Here is a 17,488-nt window from a genome sequence, read left to right as displayed (position 1 = left end):
CCGAGACACCGCCTTACCCATAAACTCCACAGCCTTGTGGACGGCTCGATACTGCGTAACGACCAGACGCGACACGTCGCAGCTTGCCGTCCACAACCCAGGCTGCCGCCGGGGGCCGGTTGGACCCTGCTTCGTTGTCTGGGTAAGCGCTTGAGCAGAAATGATGAAAGTGCCATCAGGTAGTCTTTGGTACTACAGTTGGGTGCAGATTCTCTGGCAGGCAGCCTTCACGAACGATATCGTTCCAGGTCAGGATATCGGTGACATCGGTGGGATCTGCGCTCTTGTTGCGACTGAGGACAAATATTTCGCAGCCGTCATCACGCATTTTCGCCAGTAAGTCGACCAACAGCGATTGATCATCGATCAGGCACAGATCACGACGTACCTCCCCAGCCAAGGCACCAACACCAGCGCCACAGCGTCGATGGGCGGCAAGCTTCTCGGCCGGAATCACGCCTACGATATGCCCACACTCTTCAATCAGCACATGAGCTTGTTGTCTGAATCTGTGGCGGTTCAGGAGTGACGACCAGTCTGCATCAGCGGAAAGTCGTACAAACGGGATTCGGATGAAACTGGCTGCTTGGAGAGAAAGATAAAGATTGCTTTGCCGACTCTCTGGAATGGAGTGGCCGCGGCGAATGAGCTTGATCGTATATATGGTATCGGGGGTGATTAGCCGACGCACTCCATAGGACACAGAGACAACAACAATCAGGGGTATCATGATGTTATAGTCTCTTGTCATTTCAAAAATCATCACTGCACCCGTTAATGCGGCGCCGGTTCCGGCGCCGACCATACCGGCCATACCCAGCGCTGCTGCGGTGGTGATGTTGAGGCTGAGTGCGGGGAATAGCAGATGTGCAAGTACCACGAAAGCGCCGCCGACGGTCGCTCCAATGAACAATGACGGTGAAAAAATCCCTCCCGAACCACCTGATCCCAGGGTCAGTGCGGTAACCATAAGCTTGAGCAGGGCCAGGATCAGCAACAGGCCCGGCAACAGGAGCTGTCCGGTAAGCACCTGTTGCACGGCAGCATAGCCCACACCCTCTACGTAGTAATGACCGGTGAAGCGCTCAAGCAGATATATGGTTACTCCAACCAGAAGCATACCGAGTACATGGCGGGTGTAATAGTTACCCGGAACTGCGTTGAATATATCCTCGAAAAGATAGATCGAACGCATGAATACCCACGCCGCCAGTCCGATCACTATCCCAAGCAAGAGGTAGGCAGCGAAAGCTGTGGGTGATGTTTGGGCGGTCGCAGCAATGTGCAGGGTGGGGATGATGAAGGAGGGGTGGTGACCGAGAAAAATACGGCTGATATAAGTCGCTGTTCCAGTCGCTATCATAACCGGCACCAGGGTGCGGGCACTAATCTCTGGAAGCATAAGCTCGACAGCGAACAGCACCCCGCCGATAGGGGTGTTGAATGTGGCAGCGATCCCGCCACCTGCCCCGGCAGCGATCAGGGCATAACGCTGCCATTCCTCCAGGCGCAACCAGCTTGCCAAGTTGGCAGCGAAGGCTGCGCCCATCTGAATGATGGGACCTTCGCGCCCAACCGAACCGCCCGAGCCGATATTCAGTGCCGAGGCAACGGCTTTAATCAGCACGACCTGAGGGCGCATTAGGCCTCTCTTGTAATATATGGCGTCCATTACCTCCGGTACGCCGTGCCCCTTGGCTTCCGGAGCAAACTTCTGGATCATCCAGGCTACACATAGTCCTCCCAAGGCCGGTGCCAGAATGATGAATGGTCCCCATACACTAGTGGCCGTGTGCTCAAGTGAATTATAGACGAAGGAAATTCGACCGAAAAAAAACAGGTTATGAAAGAAAGCGATCAGGCGCCGGAAGGCGACCGCTCCTATTCCAGCCACGATCCCGACGAAAAGAGCCATGAAAAACTGCATGATGGGATTGTGGCTCAGAAGCCACGACCTTAGTTCGCCGATGGAGCCGTTGCCAAAAAACCCACCGAATAGTCTCTTGAGGCTGTCGACGTAGGTCCTGACACCTATTCGCGACCGATCTGCCGTCATAATTATCCTTTTAGCAATGGCACTACAAGATCATTGTCTGCATTTAGAGAGAACTCTATTTTTTCCTGGTTGCACCTGCGATAGTTCGCCTTCGGCTGCCGTGCTGTATGCACTGACAGCAATATCATTAGCATTTCCGGGAAAACTGCTAAAACAGCAGGAACCCTAAAAAAATAAAAACAAATAGCATGACTGTCACACTAATCTTGGCGGCCACAACTGCGGCAAGGCTCCAAGTCTGACTTTGTTTGGTCGCTTTTACCACCACCCTCGCCACGGGTTTAACTAATTTCAGCGCGGTATTTATGGAATATAGCTGAGATTTTATGTCATTCATAATCAGGGCGGCTTCCGCCATAGGGTGGCTGGCATTTGCCACATGCTTCATCATTGATTTCGCCAAAGGAGGTAGCCTCTGCGCTATAACATCTACCTCTAATGCAATAGACTGCTGCGGAATTGACGATTCTTTGACGCTCATGATGACTGCTCCCTTTCCATATCACTCATAACGAGGCCCCTATTTATCCAGCGTTTCAATCTGTTGCCGCAGGTGGTTTGGGCGGATTTATTGCCGCTTTTGGCATTTACCTAGCCTTTAACCTGGATCAGCAGGACCAGCAAGATCACAGCAAGACCGGTGCAGATCGTACTCGAAATCGTGGCGAGCATGCTAAATGTTCTGGCCGATTCTGCCCGTTTTTGTGCCATGCCTGCCAATTCACTGACTTCTTCGGCCATTTTTTCCACATTTGCCGCCTGAGAGCGAATGAGTTCCATCACAGCGGTCAAGGAAACCACAGCCTTTGTTGTTTCGGCCAATGTCAGCTCAGCCTCTTCAGTGACTCTCGTCATCCGGTGAGAGAGTTTTTCCAGATTATCACCGCTCACATGGTCTTTTGGTTCTACCGTTTTTGCCTCTGATTCCATGATCACCCCCCATCTTTGACCATAACAGGTACAGGGTGGCGTCAATCCACGCCACCCGTTGTTACAGCCTGTTCAAGTCGTAGCTGTGATGATCGCGCGCAAACGCTCCTCGTCATAGACTTTGCTTTCCACCTTGCAATATACCGCCCCTTCATCCGGGAATACGGCCACCTCCGCCACACCCGGCAACTGCAGGAGTCGCTGTGTCAGGCCGTCAATATCCCTATCACCATCGGGTAATGGAAATATCCGCGTCGCCACATAACGCGGAGATCGCATGGTCAAGGCAACCACCAGCCAAATCAGGTAAATAACGGCAACCGCCCAGAAGACGTCACTGTAGTTGCGCTGACCTGGCAAATAGAGCAAACCTCCGAGGAGCCCGCCACAAAAGGCCCCGAAGAATTCAGCAGTCGTATAGACTCCCGTCGCGGTCCCCTTGGCTCCGGGGTGTGAAAACTTGGCGACTAGGGAAGGCAAACTCGCTTCGAGGATATTGAAACCCACAAAGAACAGAAAAAGGGCGATGGCGATAGACCAAATATTATGGCCGGAGAGCGCCATCCAGACTACGGAAGCCACGAGAATGGCAACGGCCAGGACAAATACTTCCTTGAGCTTGCGTTTGGCCTCGCCCACGATGATGAAAGGCACCATAGCCACGAAGGAAAGCAACATCACCGGTAAATACAGCATCCACTGGTCGGCCTGAGATAAGAGTGGATGATGGGAATCCACCAGAACCAGGGGCAAGACCACAAAAATAGCGGTCAGCCCGGTGTGCAGGGCAAAGATGCCGTAATTCAGACGCAATAAATTCGGATCCCGCAACACGGTTCCAAGGACTGCCGGATTCATCTCAGCGTCGCGGTGAAAGCGTGCCGGGACTTCCGGTATTACCTTATACAAAACACCGATGGCAAGAATGGAGAGCGCCGCTGTCACCCAGAAAATCCCCTGCACGCCAATCCAATGCGCCAACGGCGCGGAAAGCACCAACGAAACACTGAAACTTATGCCAATGGTGATGCCGATGATGGCCATGGCCTTCGTCCAGCGCTCCTCACGCACCAGGTCGGCGGTCAATGCGATGATGGCGGCGGCCACCGCTCCGGCTCCCTGAACGATGCGCCCTACCAGCAGCCATTCAATACTGGTGGCCTGGGCGGCGATGACGCTGCCAATAGCGAAGATTACCAATCCAGCGGCGATGACTGGTTTCCGCCCCCATTTATCGGACAGTTTGCCAAAGGGAATCTGGAACATCGCCTGGGTCAAACCGTAGGCGCCCAAGGCGATGCCGATAAGGGCCGGATGCTCCATAGCCCCATGCAATCCATGGGCATAGACAGAGAAGACCGGTAATACCAGGAACAAACCTAAAAGACGCAGACCGAAAATCCCGGCCAAGGCGAAAATAGAGCGACGTTCCCGTCGCTCCAGCACGTTTTGCACTGCGGCCATACTTGTTCTCCTTATATGTTTGTTGGAAACAAAATTAACTCAAAGCCTAAGACAACGAAGCATCACAAATGGTTCTCCAATAAAATACATCAAGAATTGCAAGCTGAAACGCCACTTCCGCACTAAAAATTTAACAAATATCGGGTCCATCGTCAGATCGAGTGGGTAGATCCAGTCCCCATGGGACCAGCTAACGCCTATCATTTGCAGCCTTTATTGTACCAATAAAAATTGCACGAAAGACAGGATCACCCTTTACTTGATGGAGAATAGCTGCTGAAACGTGACCAATCCAATAAACCCATGCCATATAAGAAATGTATCTATGGATGCCAGAAAGCGTGGTAAAAGCAGCGGCTCCAGCAGGGGACGAGGATGCGCCGCGCCCACCGGGTATTACGAGGAAAATAAGCACACCGGTAATGGCTAATGCGGTCATGGTAAGTATCCCAATACCATGCCAGAAACCAGGCAAACCAACGGTGCGTCCTGCCTGCGGCAGCCTCCCTTTAAATAGGGTGGTCATGTCCGCTTTTATCATGGATAACCCGTTAGCGTTCCATGGGAAAAGAATGGACGACTGCCCATCCGCATAAACCTAAATTCGGCAGTTACCCCTGCTGATTTGGCAGGATTCCTCTGATAGGATTGATTTTTCCCCTGTGTTGGAGGCTCACCCAATGGGTGAACGCACTAAGCGGCCCCAAAAGCCCATTCCTGAGGCTATACAGAGCATGATTGTGGATACGATGGGCGGTCGTGTTCAGGTATCCTGGGATAAGGAATCGGCAGCCACTCCCTTTGGCCAGTTGGTGTTCTTTGCCGAGTTTCAGAAAGTCAGTGGTTTGTTTGATGCTTGGGTAGAAGAATGTCCCTTGATCTATAACAGCCCCAACGCACCCAAGAAGCGCGATGTATTGGGCACTTGGGATCTCTCCATACTGGCGGGTCACCGACGCTATGCACATGTCACTGGATTACGCAGTGATGGTGTCAGTCCGCAGATTCTGGGGATGAGCAAGATCGTCAGCGAAGACGCCCTGCGCCGGGCGCTGGGTAAAATCCCCGAAGGCGAAGGCACCGAATGGATGCGCAAGCACTTGTTCAAAAGCGCAAAGGCAGCCTGTGACACGCCTTGGATTCTTGATATCGACACCACCATCAAAACGTTATTCGGGCATCAGCAAGGGGCTGAAGTAGGCTACAATCCGCACAAACCGGGGCGTCCATCCCATGCCTATCATGCGTACTGGGTCGGTAATCTGCGGCTATTGCTGGATGTAGAAGTGACAGCCGGCAACACCACGGCCTCCAACCATGCCCAACCGGGGCTGAACCGCGTACTGGACACCCTGAGTGCCGAACAGCGTCCTTATCTGGTCCGTGGCGACTGTGGCTTTGGCAATGATGCGGTTATCCGCGAGATGGAAGCGCGGCAGCAGTCCTATCTCTTCAAATTGCGTCAATCGCCCCGGGTCAAGCGCCTGTTACAGCGGGAATTTACCCGCCGTGACTGGGCGGATGCAGGACAAGGCTGGGAAGGCCGCGAAGACACGATTCAACTGGCCGGGTGGCAGCAGAGCCGCCGGGTAGTCATTCTCCGTCGCCTACTCAAAGACCATCTAATCGCCACCCAGGAACATCAAGGCCAGCTGGAATTTGCTTTCGTGGACCGTCGCCAGACCAAGGTCTACGAATACGCCGTACTGGTGACGGATATCCAAGAAGGCATTCTGAGTATCGCGCAGTTGTACCGCGACCGGGCCGATGCGGAGAACGGTTTTGACGAACTCAAGAACCAGTGGGGATGGGGCGGGTACACCACTCGTGATCTGGCCCGTTGTCGGCTCTCCGCGCGTGCCGTGGGGCTGGTCTACAACTGGTGGAGCTGGTATTCCCGACTGGCTTTTCCGGGGTCACGGAGAGAAGCCATCACCAGTCGTCCATTGCTGCTCTCCGCTATAGGTCGCAGCACCAAACACGCTGGACAGATTCATCTTTTTCTGACACCCATGCATGCCGCGCAGAAAAAGGTGGAGCGCGGAATTGAGAATATCCGTAGAGGGTTGCGGATAGTTCGGGAGACTGCGGAGCAGTTCCTGGAACACCAGCCCTGGGACCTCCTCGTGAGCTACATCGTTGCGCAAATTACGCGATCACCATGGTCACCGCCGGGGACTTTTCCGGCACTTGCCGGACCTTAACTGCTTTTTTTAGGATAAATCCATAACCACTCTACCAATAGGACGGCAGCGGCCAAAAGCCCAACCCATTCGTGAATAATGAAGTACATCCTAGTATTCGGGTCAGAGGTCCAAAAGCCTTCGAACAATTCAAAAGTCAATGTGGTTGACAATCCCATATGCAACCACCTCGTTCCACTATTCCATGATGTTTCCTGCATGAAAGTCTCCTTTTTGTCAGGCTGTGTGAGGGCGAAGTAAGCGCACGGGCAGGGAGGCGTAAGCTAACACATCCTCCACGGTTACGATGGCCACCACATCTTCGTGATGTTCTGGTGGATTGACACGGCAGAGGAGTGCGCATTCCTGACGTGTGTCGCGAAACCGTGCGACCAAATCATATAGCTGGCAGTCCAGGAGCACGCTGAACCAATCCTCGCTGGCCAGATTTTCTATGGGGGTCGAGGTTTGTCGGTGTCGCAGCAGCTCACGTACGCGCGGGGCGGTCAGTACCGCACGGGGTTGCGTCCCTTCGACGATCAGGATGTGTGGTATTTCACGGCCGCGATGGAGCAGCACCGAGATATCCGCCAGCGTCCGGCCACCTTTTACGCGGATCAGCGGGGTTTCAATAAACTCTCCAGCCGGGCGCATCAGGTAGAGGTTGCTGTGCCGCGCCTCAGGGATGAAATGACCGCGGCGGATCAGTTTGCGCGTGTAAATCGTCTCCCTGGTTATCAATCGACGGACCCCAAAGGCCAGAGAGGCGACGATAATCAAGGGAATAATAATGTGGTAGTCGCTGGTCATTTCAAAAATCATCACGGCACCAGTAACGGCGGCACCGGTAGATGCGGCGACCATCCCGGCCATTCCCAAGGCGGCCGCGATGGTCATACTGATCCCGATTCCCGGCAGTAAATGATTGGCGATGACGGCATATAGCCCGCCCAGCACCGCTCCGACATACAACGCGGGAGAGAACACACCGCCCGACCCACCGGAACCCAGCGTAACGGAAAAAGTCAGTATTTTCAGTAAAAGCAGGAGCAGGAGAAAACCGGGCTGCGTAATGACGCCGTCGAGGATATCCTGAACCGTCGCATAACCCACACCTTCCACGTAGTAATGACCGGTAAAGGTGATCATGAAATAAATGACCAAGCCCACGCCTAGCATGCCTGCAGCATGTCGTGCGTAGGGATTTTTGATCCAGTGTTCAAAGCGATCCTCGGTCCAATACAGACTGCTTGTGAACAGCAGACCGGCCCCGCCCGTCAAAAGACCGAGCAGAACATAGGCGGCATAGGCACTGGCACTTTGGTGCAGCGTCTGGTCGATAATATGCTGAGAGATGATAAACGACGGATAATTACCCAGAAATAGGCGTGATACGAAGGCGGCGGTACCTGTGGCGATCATGACCGGAACAAGGGTCCGTGCACTGACTTCCACCAGCATAAGCTCGATCGCAAACAATATGCCGCCCACCGGGGTGTTGAATGTTGCGGCAATACCGGCGCCCGCTCCCGCCGCAATCAGTCCCAGTCTCTGCCATTCTTGCAACCGCAACCACTGGGCCAGGCTGGAGCCGAAGGCGGCTCCGATCTGAATAATCGGCCCCTCCCGTCCTACCGATCCGCCACTGCCGATACTGATAGAAGACGCGAGCGCCTTCACCAGAACCACCACGGGCCGAATAACGCCGCTCCCATAATAAATGGCATCCATAACTTCAGGTACGCCGTGCCCCTTGGCTTCCGGCGCAAAAGTTCTGACGAGCCAGACCACCACAAGCCCGCCGAGAACGGGGACCAGCACCACCCCAAAACCCCAGAAGCTGGCTGCGGAATGCTGCAAGTCATCAAAGCGTGAGGAAATCTGACCGAAGAAGAAGGCATTATGCATCAGGCCGATAAGACGCCGGAAAACGACCGCACCCAAGCCCGCGACAATCCCCACAAAGAACGCCAGAATCAGATGAAAGGCCGGGTTCGTCCGAAACGCCCCCTGCCATCCTCTGACATTGCGCTCCATAACGAGGGTATCCATGTTGGCGGGCAGGGACGTATCGTTGGCCATCAGTACACTCCGGGGACTCACTTTTAAAAATATGCTATTCTTGCTGCCTAATCAAATCGACTTAATTGAAAACAATATCGGAGAACCCGATGACGATAGATGCCGAGCAGTTGCTCACCCTCCTCACGGTTGCAGAAACCGGCAGTGTCAGCGAAGCCGCGCTACGCCTGGGACGGGGACAACCGGCCATCTCGGAACGCCTGCATAAACTGACACGGGAAATCGGTGAGCCTTTATATGTCCGTGAGGGAGGTGGTATTCAGTTGACTCCGGCAGGGCAGGCACTTATTCCCGATATCCGGCAATTACGCGCGAAATTGCAAGACATTGAGAACCTGCTGATGCGCCAAAAATCCTTGCAAGTGGGAGAACTCCGCATCGCTTCTACCAGTCTTATCGCCAATTATTTACTACCACAATATTTGCAAAGCTTTCAGAAGAAAAATCCAGGGGTTAATCTCTTTATAAAAAGCGGAGTGGCTTATTGGGAAAATATCAACCTTTCCGAACTGGACGTCTTCTTTTTTGAAGGAGAGATGGATATACCTCATCTACCGGACAGTTATGAAATACAACCATGGCTGACAGGCGAAATCATCGCGGTCATGCCCAAGACGCATCCACTGGCATCGGCATCGGCGCTGAGCCTGAAAGACGTGCAACCTTTTCCTGTCGTCTGGCGTGAACCTTCTTCCGGAGTCCGGAGGATACTGGAGAAGGCATTCAGAAAAAAGGATATCCTGCCTGCGCATTTCATTGAAGTAGCCGATGTGGAGTCCGTGGGCGCTATGGTGAAGGCGGGTTTGGGGATAGGTTTTATGACGCGCACCGTGTTTGAGCAGAGACCAGATTGGGACCTGATCTCTCAGCCTATCACATCCTCGCAGTTGATATGGCAGAGTTATATAGCTATTCCCAATCCGGCAAGACGTTCACGTACCTTGTCGGTTTTTTTGGACCTTATGGGCTCGTCTACACCGTTGGCCCGAGATTCTTTTGAGTCAGCGCTATAAAATCCTGATGCCTCGGCGTATTGATCTCCAAGTGCTTATAGACCCTGACCTTGGCCCAATCCTCAATGAATATCCAAAGAATGCAATAGATCCATACCGCACCAGCCTCCCCCCAGGTGATAGAGGGCACCAGACCCATGGGGTAAACCACGAAAAATGTCGCCGCAGCCTTGGTCAAAATGGCAGACCAAAGGAGTGTCGTTGAGGGATAGGGTTTCCTCAAAAAAGAGTTGTGCGTCCGCGCAATGAACAAAGTCAAATGCCCGGCGATTGCCAGTTTGAGAAAAATCAGCGTTTGCAGATGCGCGATGTCCATCTGGAAATAATCTTTGCCAAGCGCATCAAGCCGTTTTTTTGGGTGCTCTGCTATTCCACCAGGCCAGCCAGAGCAGGGGCAAGGCCCAGAGCGCTGACCAAGTATAGATATTACCCAGCGAAATCAATTGTTGCAGTGGGCCGAGACCGAAAGAACCAATGCCTTCGCCAACCATGAGGGCGCCGACCAGTAAGCCGGCCATTTGCGTGCCTTCTTGCGGGTGCGCGGCAATGCCGTAGGCCATGCTGTAGGGATAGTAGATTCCGCAGGCGACTCCGGCAGCCGTGAAAGCGACGAGCAGCCCCGCCGCCGCCTGCAGCTGGGGGATGATGAAGAAACAGGCGGCCATCCCCAGCGGTGCCAGCAGATAAGCAATGCGACGATGGATCAGATGATCCGGAATGGCGCCGAGGCCAAAGCGGGCGATGGTCATCCCACCCCAGAACACCGACAGGGCGAGCGCACCTGTAGCCGCGGGCAGGTGGCGGTCAACGCTGACCAGCACATTCGCCCAACTACCAAAACTGCCTTCGCAGATGGCGTAGATCATTACCCCCACGGCGAAGGGGAGCATCGACCGTCGCCACGCCCCCACCCCCCCCTGTTCATTACTTTCGGAATCCCCGGCTTGGGGTAATAACATCAGCCCCAGCCAAAGAGTGAGCAGCACAGCAGGCCAGGTATCCCAGGTCAAAACGGTCTGGAAGCCGGCGAGAATTATTGGCGAGATGGCGGTGGCGCCACCGATGACGGCATTGAGGATGGTGACGGCCGCCGCCGCCGCTCCGGCGAAGAGCAGGGAGGCAGCACGGTTGATAGCGGCATTGGTCAGCCCGAAGCCGATGCCGAGCAGAAAGGTTTCAGCGAGGAGCAGTACGATAATGGTAAAACCGTGGGTGAAGGAGGCGGTAACCAGCAAGCCCATGGCGATAGCATTACAGAGCACCCCCAGCCGGAACAACCCCGCGCTCCCCAGTCGTCCGTGCACACTGCCCGCCGTTAATGCGGCCAAAATGGCGCCGATGATCTCCGGAAAATAGAGGAGGCCATAGGTGGTGTTGCTCATGTCATAGGGGGCACTGCGCAGGGTGGTGCCGAGGGCAGGAATAAGGACAAAGGCCGCCCCCTGCAGGAAACCGGCGCCATAAACCGCCGTGGTGCCGCGTTTCATGGCATTCCCGTAGCAAAGCGGGCGCTGATCTGCGCCCCCACCCGCAGGGCGTTGGCGATGATGGTCAAAGAGGGATTCACTGCGCTGATGGAGGGCATGAAGCTGGCGTCCACCACATAGAGGTTATCCAGGTCATGCGCCTTACAGAAAGGGTCGAGGACGCTGGTGGTCGGATCTTTACCAAAGCGGCAGGTGCCCACTTGATGCGCGGTGGCAGAAATATCCATGGGCTGAAAAAACACCGCAAAAAAGCCGACCTGATGCAGTATCTGCCGCCATTTCCTGCAGAGCCGTTGGTGGCTCTCACGATTTTTGGGGTTCCAGTACAAACGGATGTCGCCGTCAGGGTCGAGGGTGACGCGGTTGTCGGGATCGGGGAGGTCTTCGGTGGTCAGCCACCAGTCCACTGAATGGCTGGCGGTCCAGGCACTGGCTGGGATGGGCAGCAGGGGTTGTTGGGCATGCAGCAGCGCCGGGGTAATCTTGCCGAGACTCTGAATATGACCAAGGGGATAGGGATAGTCGGCGTCACCAGAATCATTGTAAAAGTCATTGATGGCCAGTGTTTTCTGGAAGATGGTGCGGTTCTCGCGGCCTGGCTTGATGGCCATGCAGGCGCTGTTGAGATGACACATGTAGTTGCGCCCCACCTGATCACTGCGGTTAGCAAGGCCTTGGGGATGCTGTTTGTTGGCAGAGGCGAGGAGGATGGCGGCACTGTTGACGGCGCCAGCGGCGAGAACCACCAGGTGGGCACTGAAGCGACCCTGATCGGTTTCCACACTTTCCACGCGGCAGCCGTCGCTGCTGGACTGTAAGCGACGGACGCGCTGTCCGGTAAGCAGGCGTACCCCGCTGTGTCGCAGCGCCGGGGCGATCCCGCAGACCTCCGCATCACCTTTGGCATGGAGCATGCAAGGGAAGCCGTCACAGGTAGGGCAGCGCACGCAGGGACTATGCTGGGGGTCGTCTTCCAGACGGTGGAGGGCCAACGGCAGGGGAAAGGGATGCAGGCCCATTTCGCGCAGGGCCTTATCGACCAGAGCTACGTCTTCTTCGTGCGGGAAGGGCGGATAAGGGTAGGGATTGCGTGGCGGCTCCGTGGGATCAGACCCGGCGGTGCCGTGGGTGAAATACCAGCCCTCGGCCTGATCGTAAAAGGGCGCGAGATCGGCATAGCTGATGGGCCAGGCAGGCGTCACTCCATCGCGGTGCTGGCGCGGGTGAAAATCTTTTTCCCGGCGGCGCAGTACCGCAGCGCCATAGAACTTGGTATTACCGCCCACATGATAGCCGGCCACCGGTGAGAAAGGCTTGCCGTCCTGATCGCGCCATTGCTCATCGGTGTGATAGCGATGTTCGGCAAAGACCGTCCTGGCGTCCCAGTTGCCCCATTCACGGGGCAGGTAGTCGCCGCGCTCCAGGATGAGGATGTTCAGGCCTGCTTCGGCCAGAGCGCGGGCGATGGTGCCGCCGCCAGCGCCGCTGCCGATGATAATGACATCGGCGTCCATGTTCAGCCGCCGTGGCGGAATTCAGGGTAAATCAGCATCCCGCCATCCACCGCGAGGGTGGTGCCGGTAATGTAACTGGCCAGATCACTGGCGAGAAAGGCCACCACATTGCCAATCTCTTCGGGCCTGCCAAGACGGCCCATGGAGATTTTCTCGTCCAGGTCTTTAAGGGATTGGGGGTCAGCCCAGACCGACTGATTAATGGGTGTCTGGATGGCGCCGGGAGCGATAGCCACCACCCGGATGCCCTTATCCGCCGTTTCCTGGGCGAGGGTCTTGGTGAACATGGACAAGCCTGCCTTGGCGCTGGTATAGGCACTGTAGCCTTCCCAGGGAATAAACTCATGCACGGAGGTGATATTGATGATCACCCCGCGTTTGGCCTTCTCCATGCGCGGAATGGCGGCACGGGCGCAATAGTAGGGACCCATGAGATCGACGGCGAGAACCTTTTCCCATACCTGCGGATCATCCTCGCCGACGCTGGCGCGCGGACCATCCATGCCGGCGTTGTTGACGAGGATATCCAGGCCGCCGAAGGCGGATTCAATTTCCTGCAGCAGTTTCTCCACGGCCGCCGGATCAGACACATCTGCCTGGAAAGCCTGTGCTCTGCCGCCCAGTTTCTGAATGGCCGCGACCACTGCCTCGGCTTCGTCCAGACCTTTCCGGTAATGTACTGCCACTTGTGCCCCGGCCGCTGCTAGTGTCTCGGCAATAGCCCGCCCGAGGCCACCGCTCCCACCGGTGACCAGCGCCCGCCGGCCCTGTAAGTCCAGATTGATCATGCCGCACCCCCAATGATATCGATATGAAAATCTTCACCCTGCCAGTCGCCGCTGGTGCGCCAGTGAATGGTGAACTGCACGCTGTCCCCGGCCGATAATTTCTGCACCGGTAGGAGGACGACATGGCCGAGGCCCCAGTCTTCCGAGTCGGTGTCCTGTACCGACTGCCAGCCATTGATGCCCCAATGCAGGGTGAAGGGCGCCTGCAATAACACCCGCAACTCTTGTCCGGCGAGCAGTTGACGCGGGCGCTGACGCAGGCGCCAGAGCCGGTAGCCAATCTTCGGAACCTTACCCTGATAGCGCTTCCAGGTATTCGCCGGACGATCTATCGGCGCACCCTGCACAGCGCTATGGCAGAGTTTGACGAACTCGCCATGGGCCCAGACCAGAGGCATGGCCGAGCCGCTGGGGTGGCCGGGAAACAAGCCCTTTTCGGGTATGGCGGCCGCATCCCAGACTTGCTCCGGGAGCAAGCCACCCTTGCCGGTCATGGCCACCATGGCGTTGATGTAGGGCAGGGCATCTTCCCCGGCGGCGAGGGCGTAATGACCCCGTTCACCTACCAGCAAGGGCCATCCACGGCCGATGCCAGTGCCATCGAATGGGCTGCCATCGGCGTGCTCGCCGTAACCATCCCCGTTGTAGCGGTGCCAGACCGGGCCGCTTGGGGTGTCGGTCTTGAGCACTCCGTCCATGACTTTAACCGACGCCACGATATGTGGGTCATCGGCCCTGCGCAGTCCGTAGCGCACCAGTTGCAGGAAATCATTGGCCACCTGTTCGCAGGCGGGCAGGTGGGGGTCGTGGGCGCGATTTTTGATGAGCACCCACTCATTTTTGGCGCCATCCTGCACCAGGACGTCCGCGGGGGTAATACGCACATAGTAGCCGGGCACCTGGAAGCGTTCCGCAAGGTCCGTGCCCTGCACGAAGGTCCACTCTTCCAGTCGGGCATTCCAGTAATCGGCCAGCATCAGGGCACAGTCGCTGGCTTTGCCGCCGAGGAAGTCCGCGCCCTCGACCAGCGCGGCAATGGCGACCGCCAGGGTGAAGGGATTGACGCCGCCATCCTCTTCCCAGCGATCCTGCCCGGTCACGGGTCCTTCGTGGACGATGAAGTGCAGGGCACGGGTGATCATGTCGGTGACGGCGACATCGTTTAACGCCTTGTACTGGCGCAGCAGCGAGGCCAGGAGCACGGGAAATCCGGTTTCATCCAGTTGCACACCCTGCCAGAAGGGTTTGCCGCCCAGCCATTGATTCTGCAACCAGTGACCGTCGGCTTGCTGGGTGCTGATCAGGTAAGTGAGTACCTGTCGTGCCTCGGTCATGGCGCCCAAGGCCACCAACGCCCCGGCGCTTTCTACCAAATCCCGTGACCAGACCAGGTGATAACCACCACGACTGGCGCTGGCCTCGCCCCAGGGTATCGAGAGGCTCGCGACCAGGGCACCGGGAAAGGTGCGGTCTTCATGCACCTTGAGGACAGTGGCCGAGCGAACATAGAGGGCGTTGGCCGCTGCGGGCAACTTTCTGGCGAAGTGGCGCGGGGTCGGATGGCGTTGGTGCCAGGCATCCCAGCCGGTACGGTAATTTGTAGCGCAACTCTGAAAGCCTTCAGCCAGGGAGGACCAGGCGTTGGTGGCGGCGGCTTCTTTGCTGGTGCCAAGACCTAAGGCCAGCGTGCCCTGCCGGGGCAGGCGACTGGCGAGGGCAACCTCACCCGGACCGGCCTCCTGATAATCCCACTGCATCCGCCCGTTCTGGTGAAAGTCCTGCCAAAGATCGCTGCTGCCAACCTCGCCCACCGAGCAGCGTTCTAACGCGGGGTAGCCATCAACGTTGCGACAAGCGAGGGCCAGTCCAAATGGACCCTGTTCCGCCCAAAGCACCGGTCGACCCTCCCAATCACCCACCCAGCCACGATTGTTTTCAGCGTCTTCACCGAGGCGGGCGGAGCAGAGCAGATAAGGCCGCAGCGCCGCATCACCCGCCAGCCGGAAGTCGAGCAGCAGTACATCGCGCTCCGGATCGGTGCAGATCTTCAGCGTAAAATCAAAGCGCTCATGATGATGGCGAATGACGGGCAGGGGAATATGGGGATCATCCAACTCCAGGTGTGGTTCCGGCAGCGTTTTCAACTCCTGCCAGAATCCCTGACCATCGGCGATGATAAAGCCGAGGTCGCGGATCTGGGGAATGTCGATGCGCGGGTAAAATACTTCGGTGACAATACCCTTGCCGATGGTGAACCAGAGTTTTCCATTGCCCAGAGCCGTGCCCACACAGGACTTCTGGGCGGTTGACCAGACGGGGTTGCGCCAAGTGGCGGATGGCGCTTTGCTGACTTGAACCATGTTTTTCTCCTTATGGCAACACCACGGGGTTTAAGAGCGTGCTGAAAAATTTTTGTAAAACATTTTATTACTGTTCCAGAATCGAGAACCCCGCTCCAGGATGCTGAAACAGGGGCTCTTCGTACCGTTTCGGCGAGGATTCTCACCGATTCGCGAATGTCAAGCACGCCAATCCCTGTCAGGCCATCATCAGCCGAGAAATATGCAGGATGTTGTAGGCCGTTGCCGTCACGCCGAAGTGAAGATGGACGCGCTACAGGCCCCGGTAACGGGTTTTTCATAGCTTCCCGCACGGTCTTCATACAACGAAAGATTGACTTGATACTGCGACGAGCATTGATGTTCATGACATAGCCAGGATGGCGCGTCGTAAGTCCATCGACGGCCGATCCCTGACGCTTACGCGTCATATGGGGAGTAACGTGCTTCTCCCGCAACACCTGGACGAAGTCACGATAATCGCAGCTTTTGTTGTCGCCGAGGGTGCTGCGCTGGGTACCACAGAGATCGTCCGCCATCACTGTGGCCGCGCTCACTTCCGCTATCCCGTCGGCCGTGGTGACCATTTACCGGGGACGCAGATTGGGTTCCGGAAGCAGGTTCCAGAAGATGATGGCCGGCGTGTCATGCTCATGACCCAGCTGGGAGATGCTGCCGGCATCGAGGTGCAGATGATCGCCAAAGGCCAGATCGACTTCCAGCCAGCAGCAGGCCAGAGCCCGCAGGATGTGCCCGTGGGAGAAACAGAGCACACGGTGATGCCCGTGTTCCTGCCAGCCTTCCAGCAACCTGCAGCAGCGCTGCTGGATATCCTCCGGACTTTCCCCCTCCGGAGCACCACAACGAAAGATGGTCCAGTCTGGTACCTCTTGATGGATTTCAGGAGTGGTCTTACCCTCATAGCGACCATAACGCCATTCGTGTAATTCTTTCTGCGTCTCGGCGTCAGTGAAACCTGTCAGAATGGCCGTATGGCGGGCGCGACGCAGAGGGCTCGTGTAGATGCCGTCAAATTGGTGCCCGTTATCGCGAAAGATGGTCCAGAGCGCCAAAGCCTCCTCCCGACCCTCGCGGGTGAGCCCGATGTCGGTCACGGAAGTGTGGCGACCATCGGCTGCCCATTCGGTCATTCCGTGGCGCACCAGGGTGATACTCTGCAGAGTATCACTCACAGATCACACCAATCCGGTTCCGCCAGCCGGAAGCGGTCCTTCTGATACTGATAACGGCGTTCCCAGTGCCGGGGAGTCAATGCCTCGCCCGCCCTATGGGGATGGAGATTATTTTCCACATCTAGAACTTCGAGATCCTGTCCTGCCATATCTTGGATCACCCGCCACAGATGGGGGATTTCGCCATCGGGAAAGATATACTTGTCGATGAAGTCACTGCAAGCAGGCCCCGCGACACGGGCGAGGCAACCCGCGTTCTGTAGGTGCCGTCGAGCGCAGCAGCGGGTCCGCGGGTAGCGATCCGTCTGCCTTATGGGAAGGTGAGGCCCGTCTGCGGAGAAGACGCCAGGCAGGCCGCTGGGCCACGGTCGGTGCCCGCGGTGGTTTCTGCTGACCTTTCGATACGGACGCGACAGGCTCCGCATGTTTTTTGAGCGTG

The 17,488-nt window shown here is 56.5% G+C and carries 14 protein-coding genes; 2 read left to right on the top strand and 12 right to left on the bottom strand.

What is annotated here, in order from left to right; genetic code table 11:
• Window positions 1–175 precede the first annotated feature (175 nt).
• The 5 genes from AFERRID_RS00485 to AFERRID_RS00465 all read right to left on the bottom strand — a co-directional run bounded on the left by AFERRID_RS00485 (window position 176) and on the right by AFERRID_RS00465 (window position 5,024).
• Window positions 176–2,056: a chloride channel protein gene (locus tag AFERRID_RS00485; protein WP_223306938.1), complete on the bottom strand. Its 1,881-nt coding sequence runs from the start codon at window positions 2,054–2,056 to the stop codon at window positions 176–178.
• A gap of 148 nt (window positions 2,057–2,204) precedes the next feature.
• A complete protein-coding gene (locus AFERRID_RS00480; RefSeq protein WP_071183045.1) occupies window positions 2,205–2,537 on the bottom strand; it encodes a hypothetical protein in 333 nt (110 codons plus the stop codon).
• Window positions 2,538–2,647: 110 nt separating this feature from the next.
• A complete protein-coding gene (locus AFERRID_RS00475) occupies window positions 2,648–2,986 on the bottom strand; it encodes a hypothetical protein (protein ID WP_071183046.1) in 339 nt (112 codons plus the stop codon).
• A gap of 72 nt (window positions 2,987–3,058) precedes the next feature.
• The gene (locus tag AFERRID_RS00470) at window positions 3,059–4,450 is read right to left on the bottom strand and encodes an MFS transporter (protein ID WP_071183047.1); all 1,392 of its coding nucleotides are present in this window, start codon (window positions 4,448–4,450) and stop codon (window positions 3,059–3,061) included.
• A gap of 190 nt (window positions 4,451–4,640) precedes the next feature.
• On the bottom strand, window positions 4,641–5,024 hold the full coding sequence (locus AFERRID_RS00465) for a cytochrome b/b6 domain-containing protein (RefSeq protein ID WP_269149231.1): 384 nt from the start codon (window positions 5,022–5,024) through the stop codon (window positions 4,641–4,643).
• Between the two features lie 106 nt (window positions 5,025–5,130).
• Between AFERRID_RS00465 and AFERRID_RS00460 the strand changes: the two genes are divergently transcribed.
• Complete coding sequence (locus tag AFERRID_RS00460; RefSeq protein ID WP_226833168.1) at window positions 5,131–6,654, top strand: transposase; 1,524 nt, start codon at window positions 5,131–5,133, stop codon at window positions 6,652–6,654.
• A gap of 216 nt (window positions 6,655–6,870) precedes the next feature.
• On the opposite strand, the gene AFERRID_RS00455 is transcribed toward AFERRID_RS00460, so the two are convergent.
• Window positions 6,871–8,715 carry a chloride channel protein gene (locus AFERRID_RS00455; protein WP_126604127.1) on the bottom strand — a complete coding sequence of 615 codons (1,845 nt, stop codon included), beginning with the start codon at window positions 8,713–8,715 and terminating at the stop codon, window positions 6,871–6,873.
• 89 nt (window positions 8,716–8,804) lie between these two features.
• Between AFERRID_RS00455 and AFERRID_RS00450 the strand changes: the two genes are divergently transcribed.
• Window positions 8,805–9,728, top strand: coding sequence for a LysR family transcriptional regulator (locus AFERRID_RS00450; RefSeq protein ID WP_126604126.1), 924 nt, complete (start codon window positions 8,805–8,807; stop codon window positions 9,726–9,728).
• Between the two features lie 341 nt (window positions 9,729–10,069).
• On the opposite strand, the gene AFERRID_RS00445 is transcribed toward AFERRID_RS00450, so the two are convergent.
• The 6 genes from AFERRID_RS00445 to AFERRID_RS00420 form a co-directional block, all read right to left on the bottom strand.
• Complete coding sequence (locus tag AFERRID_RS00445) at window positions 10,070–11,215, bottom strand: MFS transporter (protein WP_126604125.1); 1,146 nt, start codon at window positions 11,213–11,215, stop codon at window positions 10,070–10,072.
• Window positions 11,212–12,729: a GMC oxidoreductase gene (locus AFERRID_RS00440; RefSeq protein WP_071182373.1), complete on the bottom strand. Its 1,518-nt coding sequence runs from the start codon at window positions 12,727–12,729 to the stop codon at window positions 11,212–11,214. The genes AFERRID_RS00445 and AFERRID_RS00440 overlap by 4 nt, the downstream gene beginning before the upstream one ends.
• Before the next feature lie 2 nt (window positions 12,730–12,731).
• Entirely contained in the window at window positions 12,732–13,517 is a 786-nt protein-coding gene (locus tag AFERRID_RS00435; RefSeq protein WP_014030457.1) for a glucose 1-dehydrogenase, read from the bottom strand.
• A complete protein-coding gene (locus tag AFERRID_RS00430; RefSeq protein ID WP_126604124.1) occupies window positions 13,514–15,877 on the bottom strand; it encodes a glycoside hydrolase family 15 protein in 2,364 nt (787 codons plus the stop codon). The genes AFERRID_RS00435 and AFERRID_RS00430 overlap by 4 nt, the downstream gene beginning before the upstream one ends.
• 566 nt (window positions 15,878–16,443) lie before the next feature.
• Window positions 16,444–17,049, bottom strand: coding sequence for a histidine phosphatase family protein (locus tag AFERRID_RS00425; protein ID WP_083386388.1), 606 nt, complete (start codon window positions 17,047–17,049; stop codon window positions 16,444–16,446).
• Complete coding sequence (locus AFERRID_RS00420) at window positions 17,046–17,474, bottom strand: class I SAM-dependent methyltransferase (protein ID WP_126604123.1); 429 nt, start codon at window positions 17,472–17,474, stop codon at window positions 17,046–17,048. The genes AFERRID_RS00425 and AFERRID_RS00420 overlap by 4 nt, the downstream gene beginning before the upstream one ends.
• Window positions 17,475–17,488: the final 14 nt, after the last annotated feature.

Origin of the sequence: Acidithiobacillus ferridurans, assembly GCF_003966655.1 — a bacterium.
Lineage (GTDB): Bacteria > Pseudomonadota > Gammaproteobacteria > Acidithiobacillales > Acidithiobacillaceae > Acidithiobacillus > Acidithiobacillus ferridurans.
Note: the sequence above shows the minus strand (reverse complement) of the source record. Positions and strands in the feature narration are given on the sequence as shown.

Bases quoted from the DNA above. Each gene is read 5' to 3' on its own strand.
- AFERRID_RS00485 (WP_223306938.1), bottom strand. From the start codon at position 2,056: ATGACGGCAGATCGGTCGCGAATAGGTGTCAGGACCTACGTCGACAGC.
- AFERRID_RS00480 (WP_071183045.1), bottom strand. From the start codon at position 2,537: ATGAGCGTCAAAGAATCGTCAATTCCGCAGCAGTCTATTGCATTAGAG.
- AFERRID_RS00475 (WP_071183046.1), bottom strand. From the start codon at position 2,986: ATGGAATCAGAGGCAAAAACGGTAGAACCAAAAGACCATGTGAGCGGT.
- AFERRID_RS00470 (WP_071183047.1), bottom strand. From the start codon at position 4,450: ATGGCCGCAGTGCAAAACGTGCTGGAGCGACGGGAACGTCGCTCTATT.
- AFERRID_RS00460 (WP_226833168.1), top strand. From the start codon at position 5,131: ATGGGTGAACGCACTAAGCGGCCCCAAAAGCCCATTCCTGAGGCTATA.
- AFERRID_RS00455 (WP_126604127.1), bottom strand. From the start codon at position 8,715: ATGGCCAACGATACGTCCCTGCCCGCCAACATGGATACCCTCGTTATG.
- AFERRID_RS00450 (WP_126604126.1), top strand. From the start codon at position 8,805: ATGACGATAGATGCCGAGCAGTTGCTCACCCTCCTCACGGTTGCAGAA.
- AFERRID_RS00445 (WP_126604125.1), bottom strand. From the start codon at position 11,215: ATGAAACGCGGCACCACGGCGGTTTATGGCGCCGGTTTCCTGCAGGGG.
- AFERRID_RS00440 (WP_071182373.1), bottom strand. From the start codon at position 12,729: ATGGACGCCGATGTCATTATCATCGGCAGCGGCGCTGGCGGCGGCACC.
- AFERRID_RS00435 (WP_014030457.1), bottom strand. From the start codon at position 13,517: ATGATCAATCTGGACTTACAGGGCCGGCGGGCGCTGGTCACCGGTGGG.
- AFERRID_RS00430 (WP_126604124.1), bottom strand. From the start codon at position 15,877: ATGGTTCAAGTCAGCAAAGCGCCATCCGCCACTTGGCGCAACCCCGTC.
- AFERRID_RS00420 (WP_126604123.1), bottom strand. From the start codon at position 17,474: ATGCGGAGCCTGTCGCGTCCGTATCGAAAGGTCAGCAGAAACCACCGC.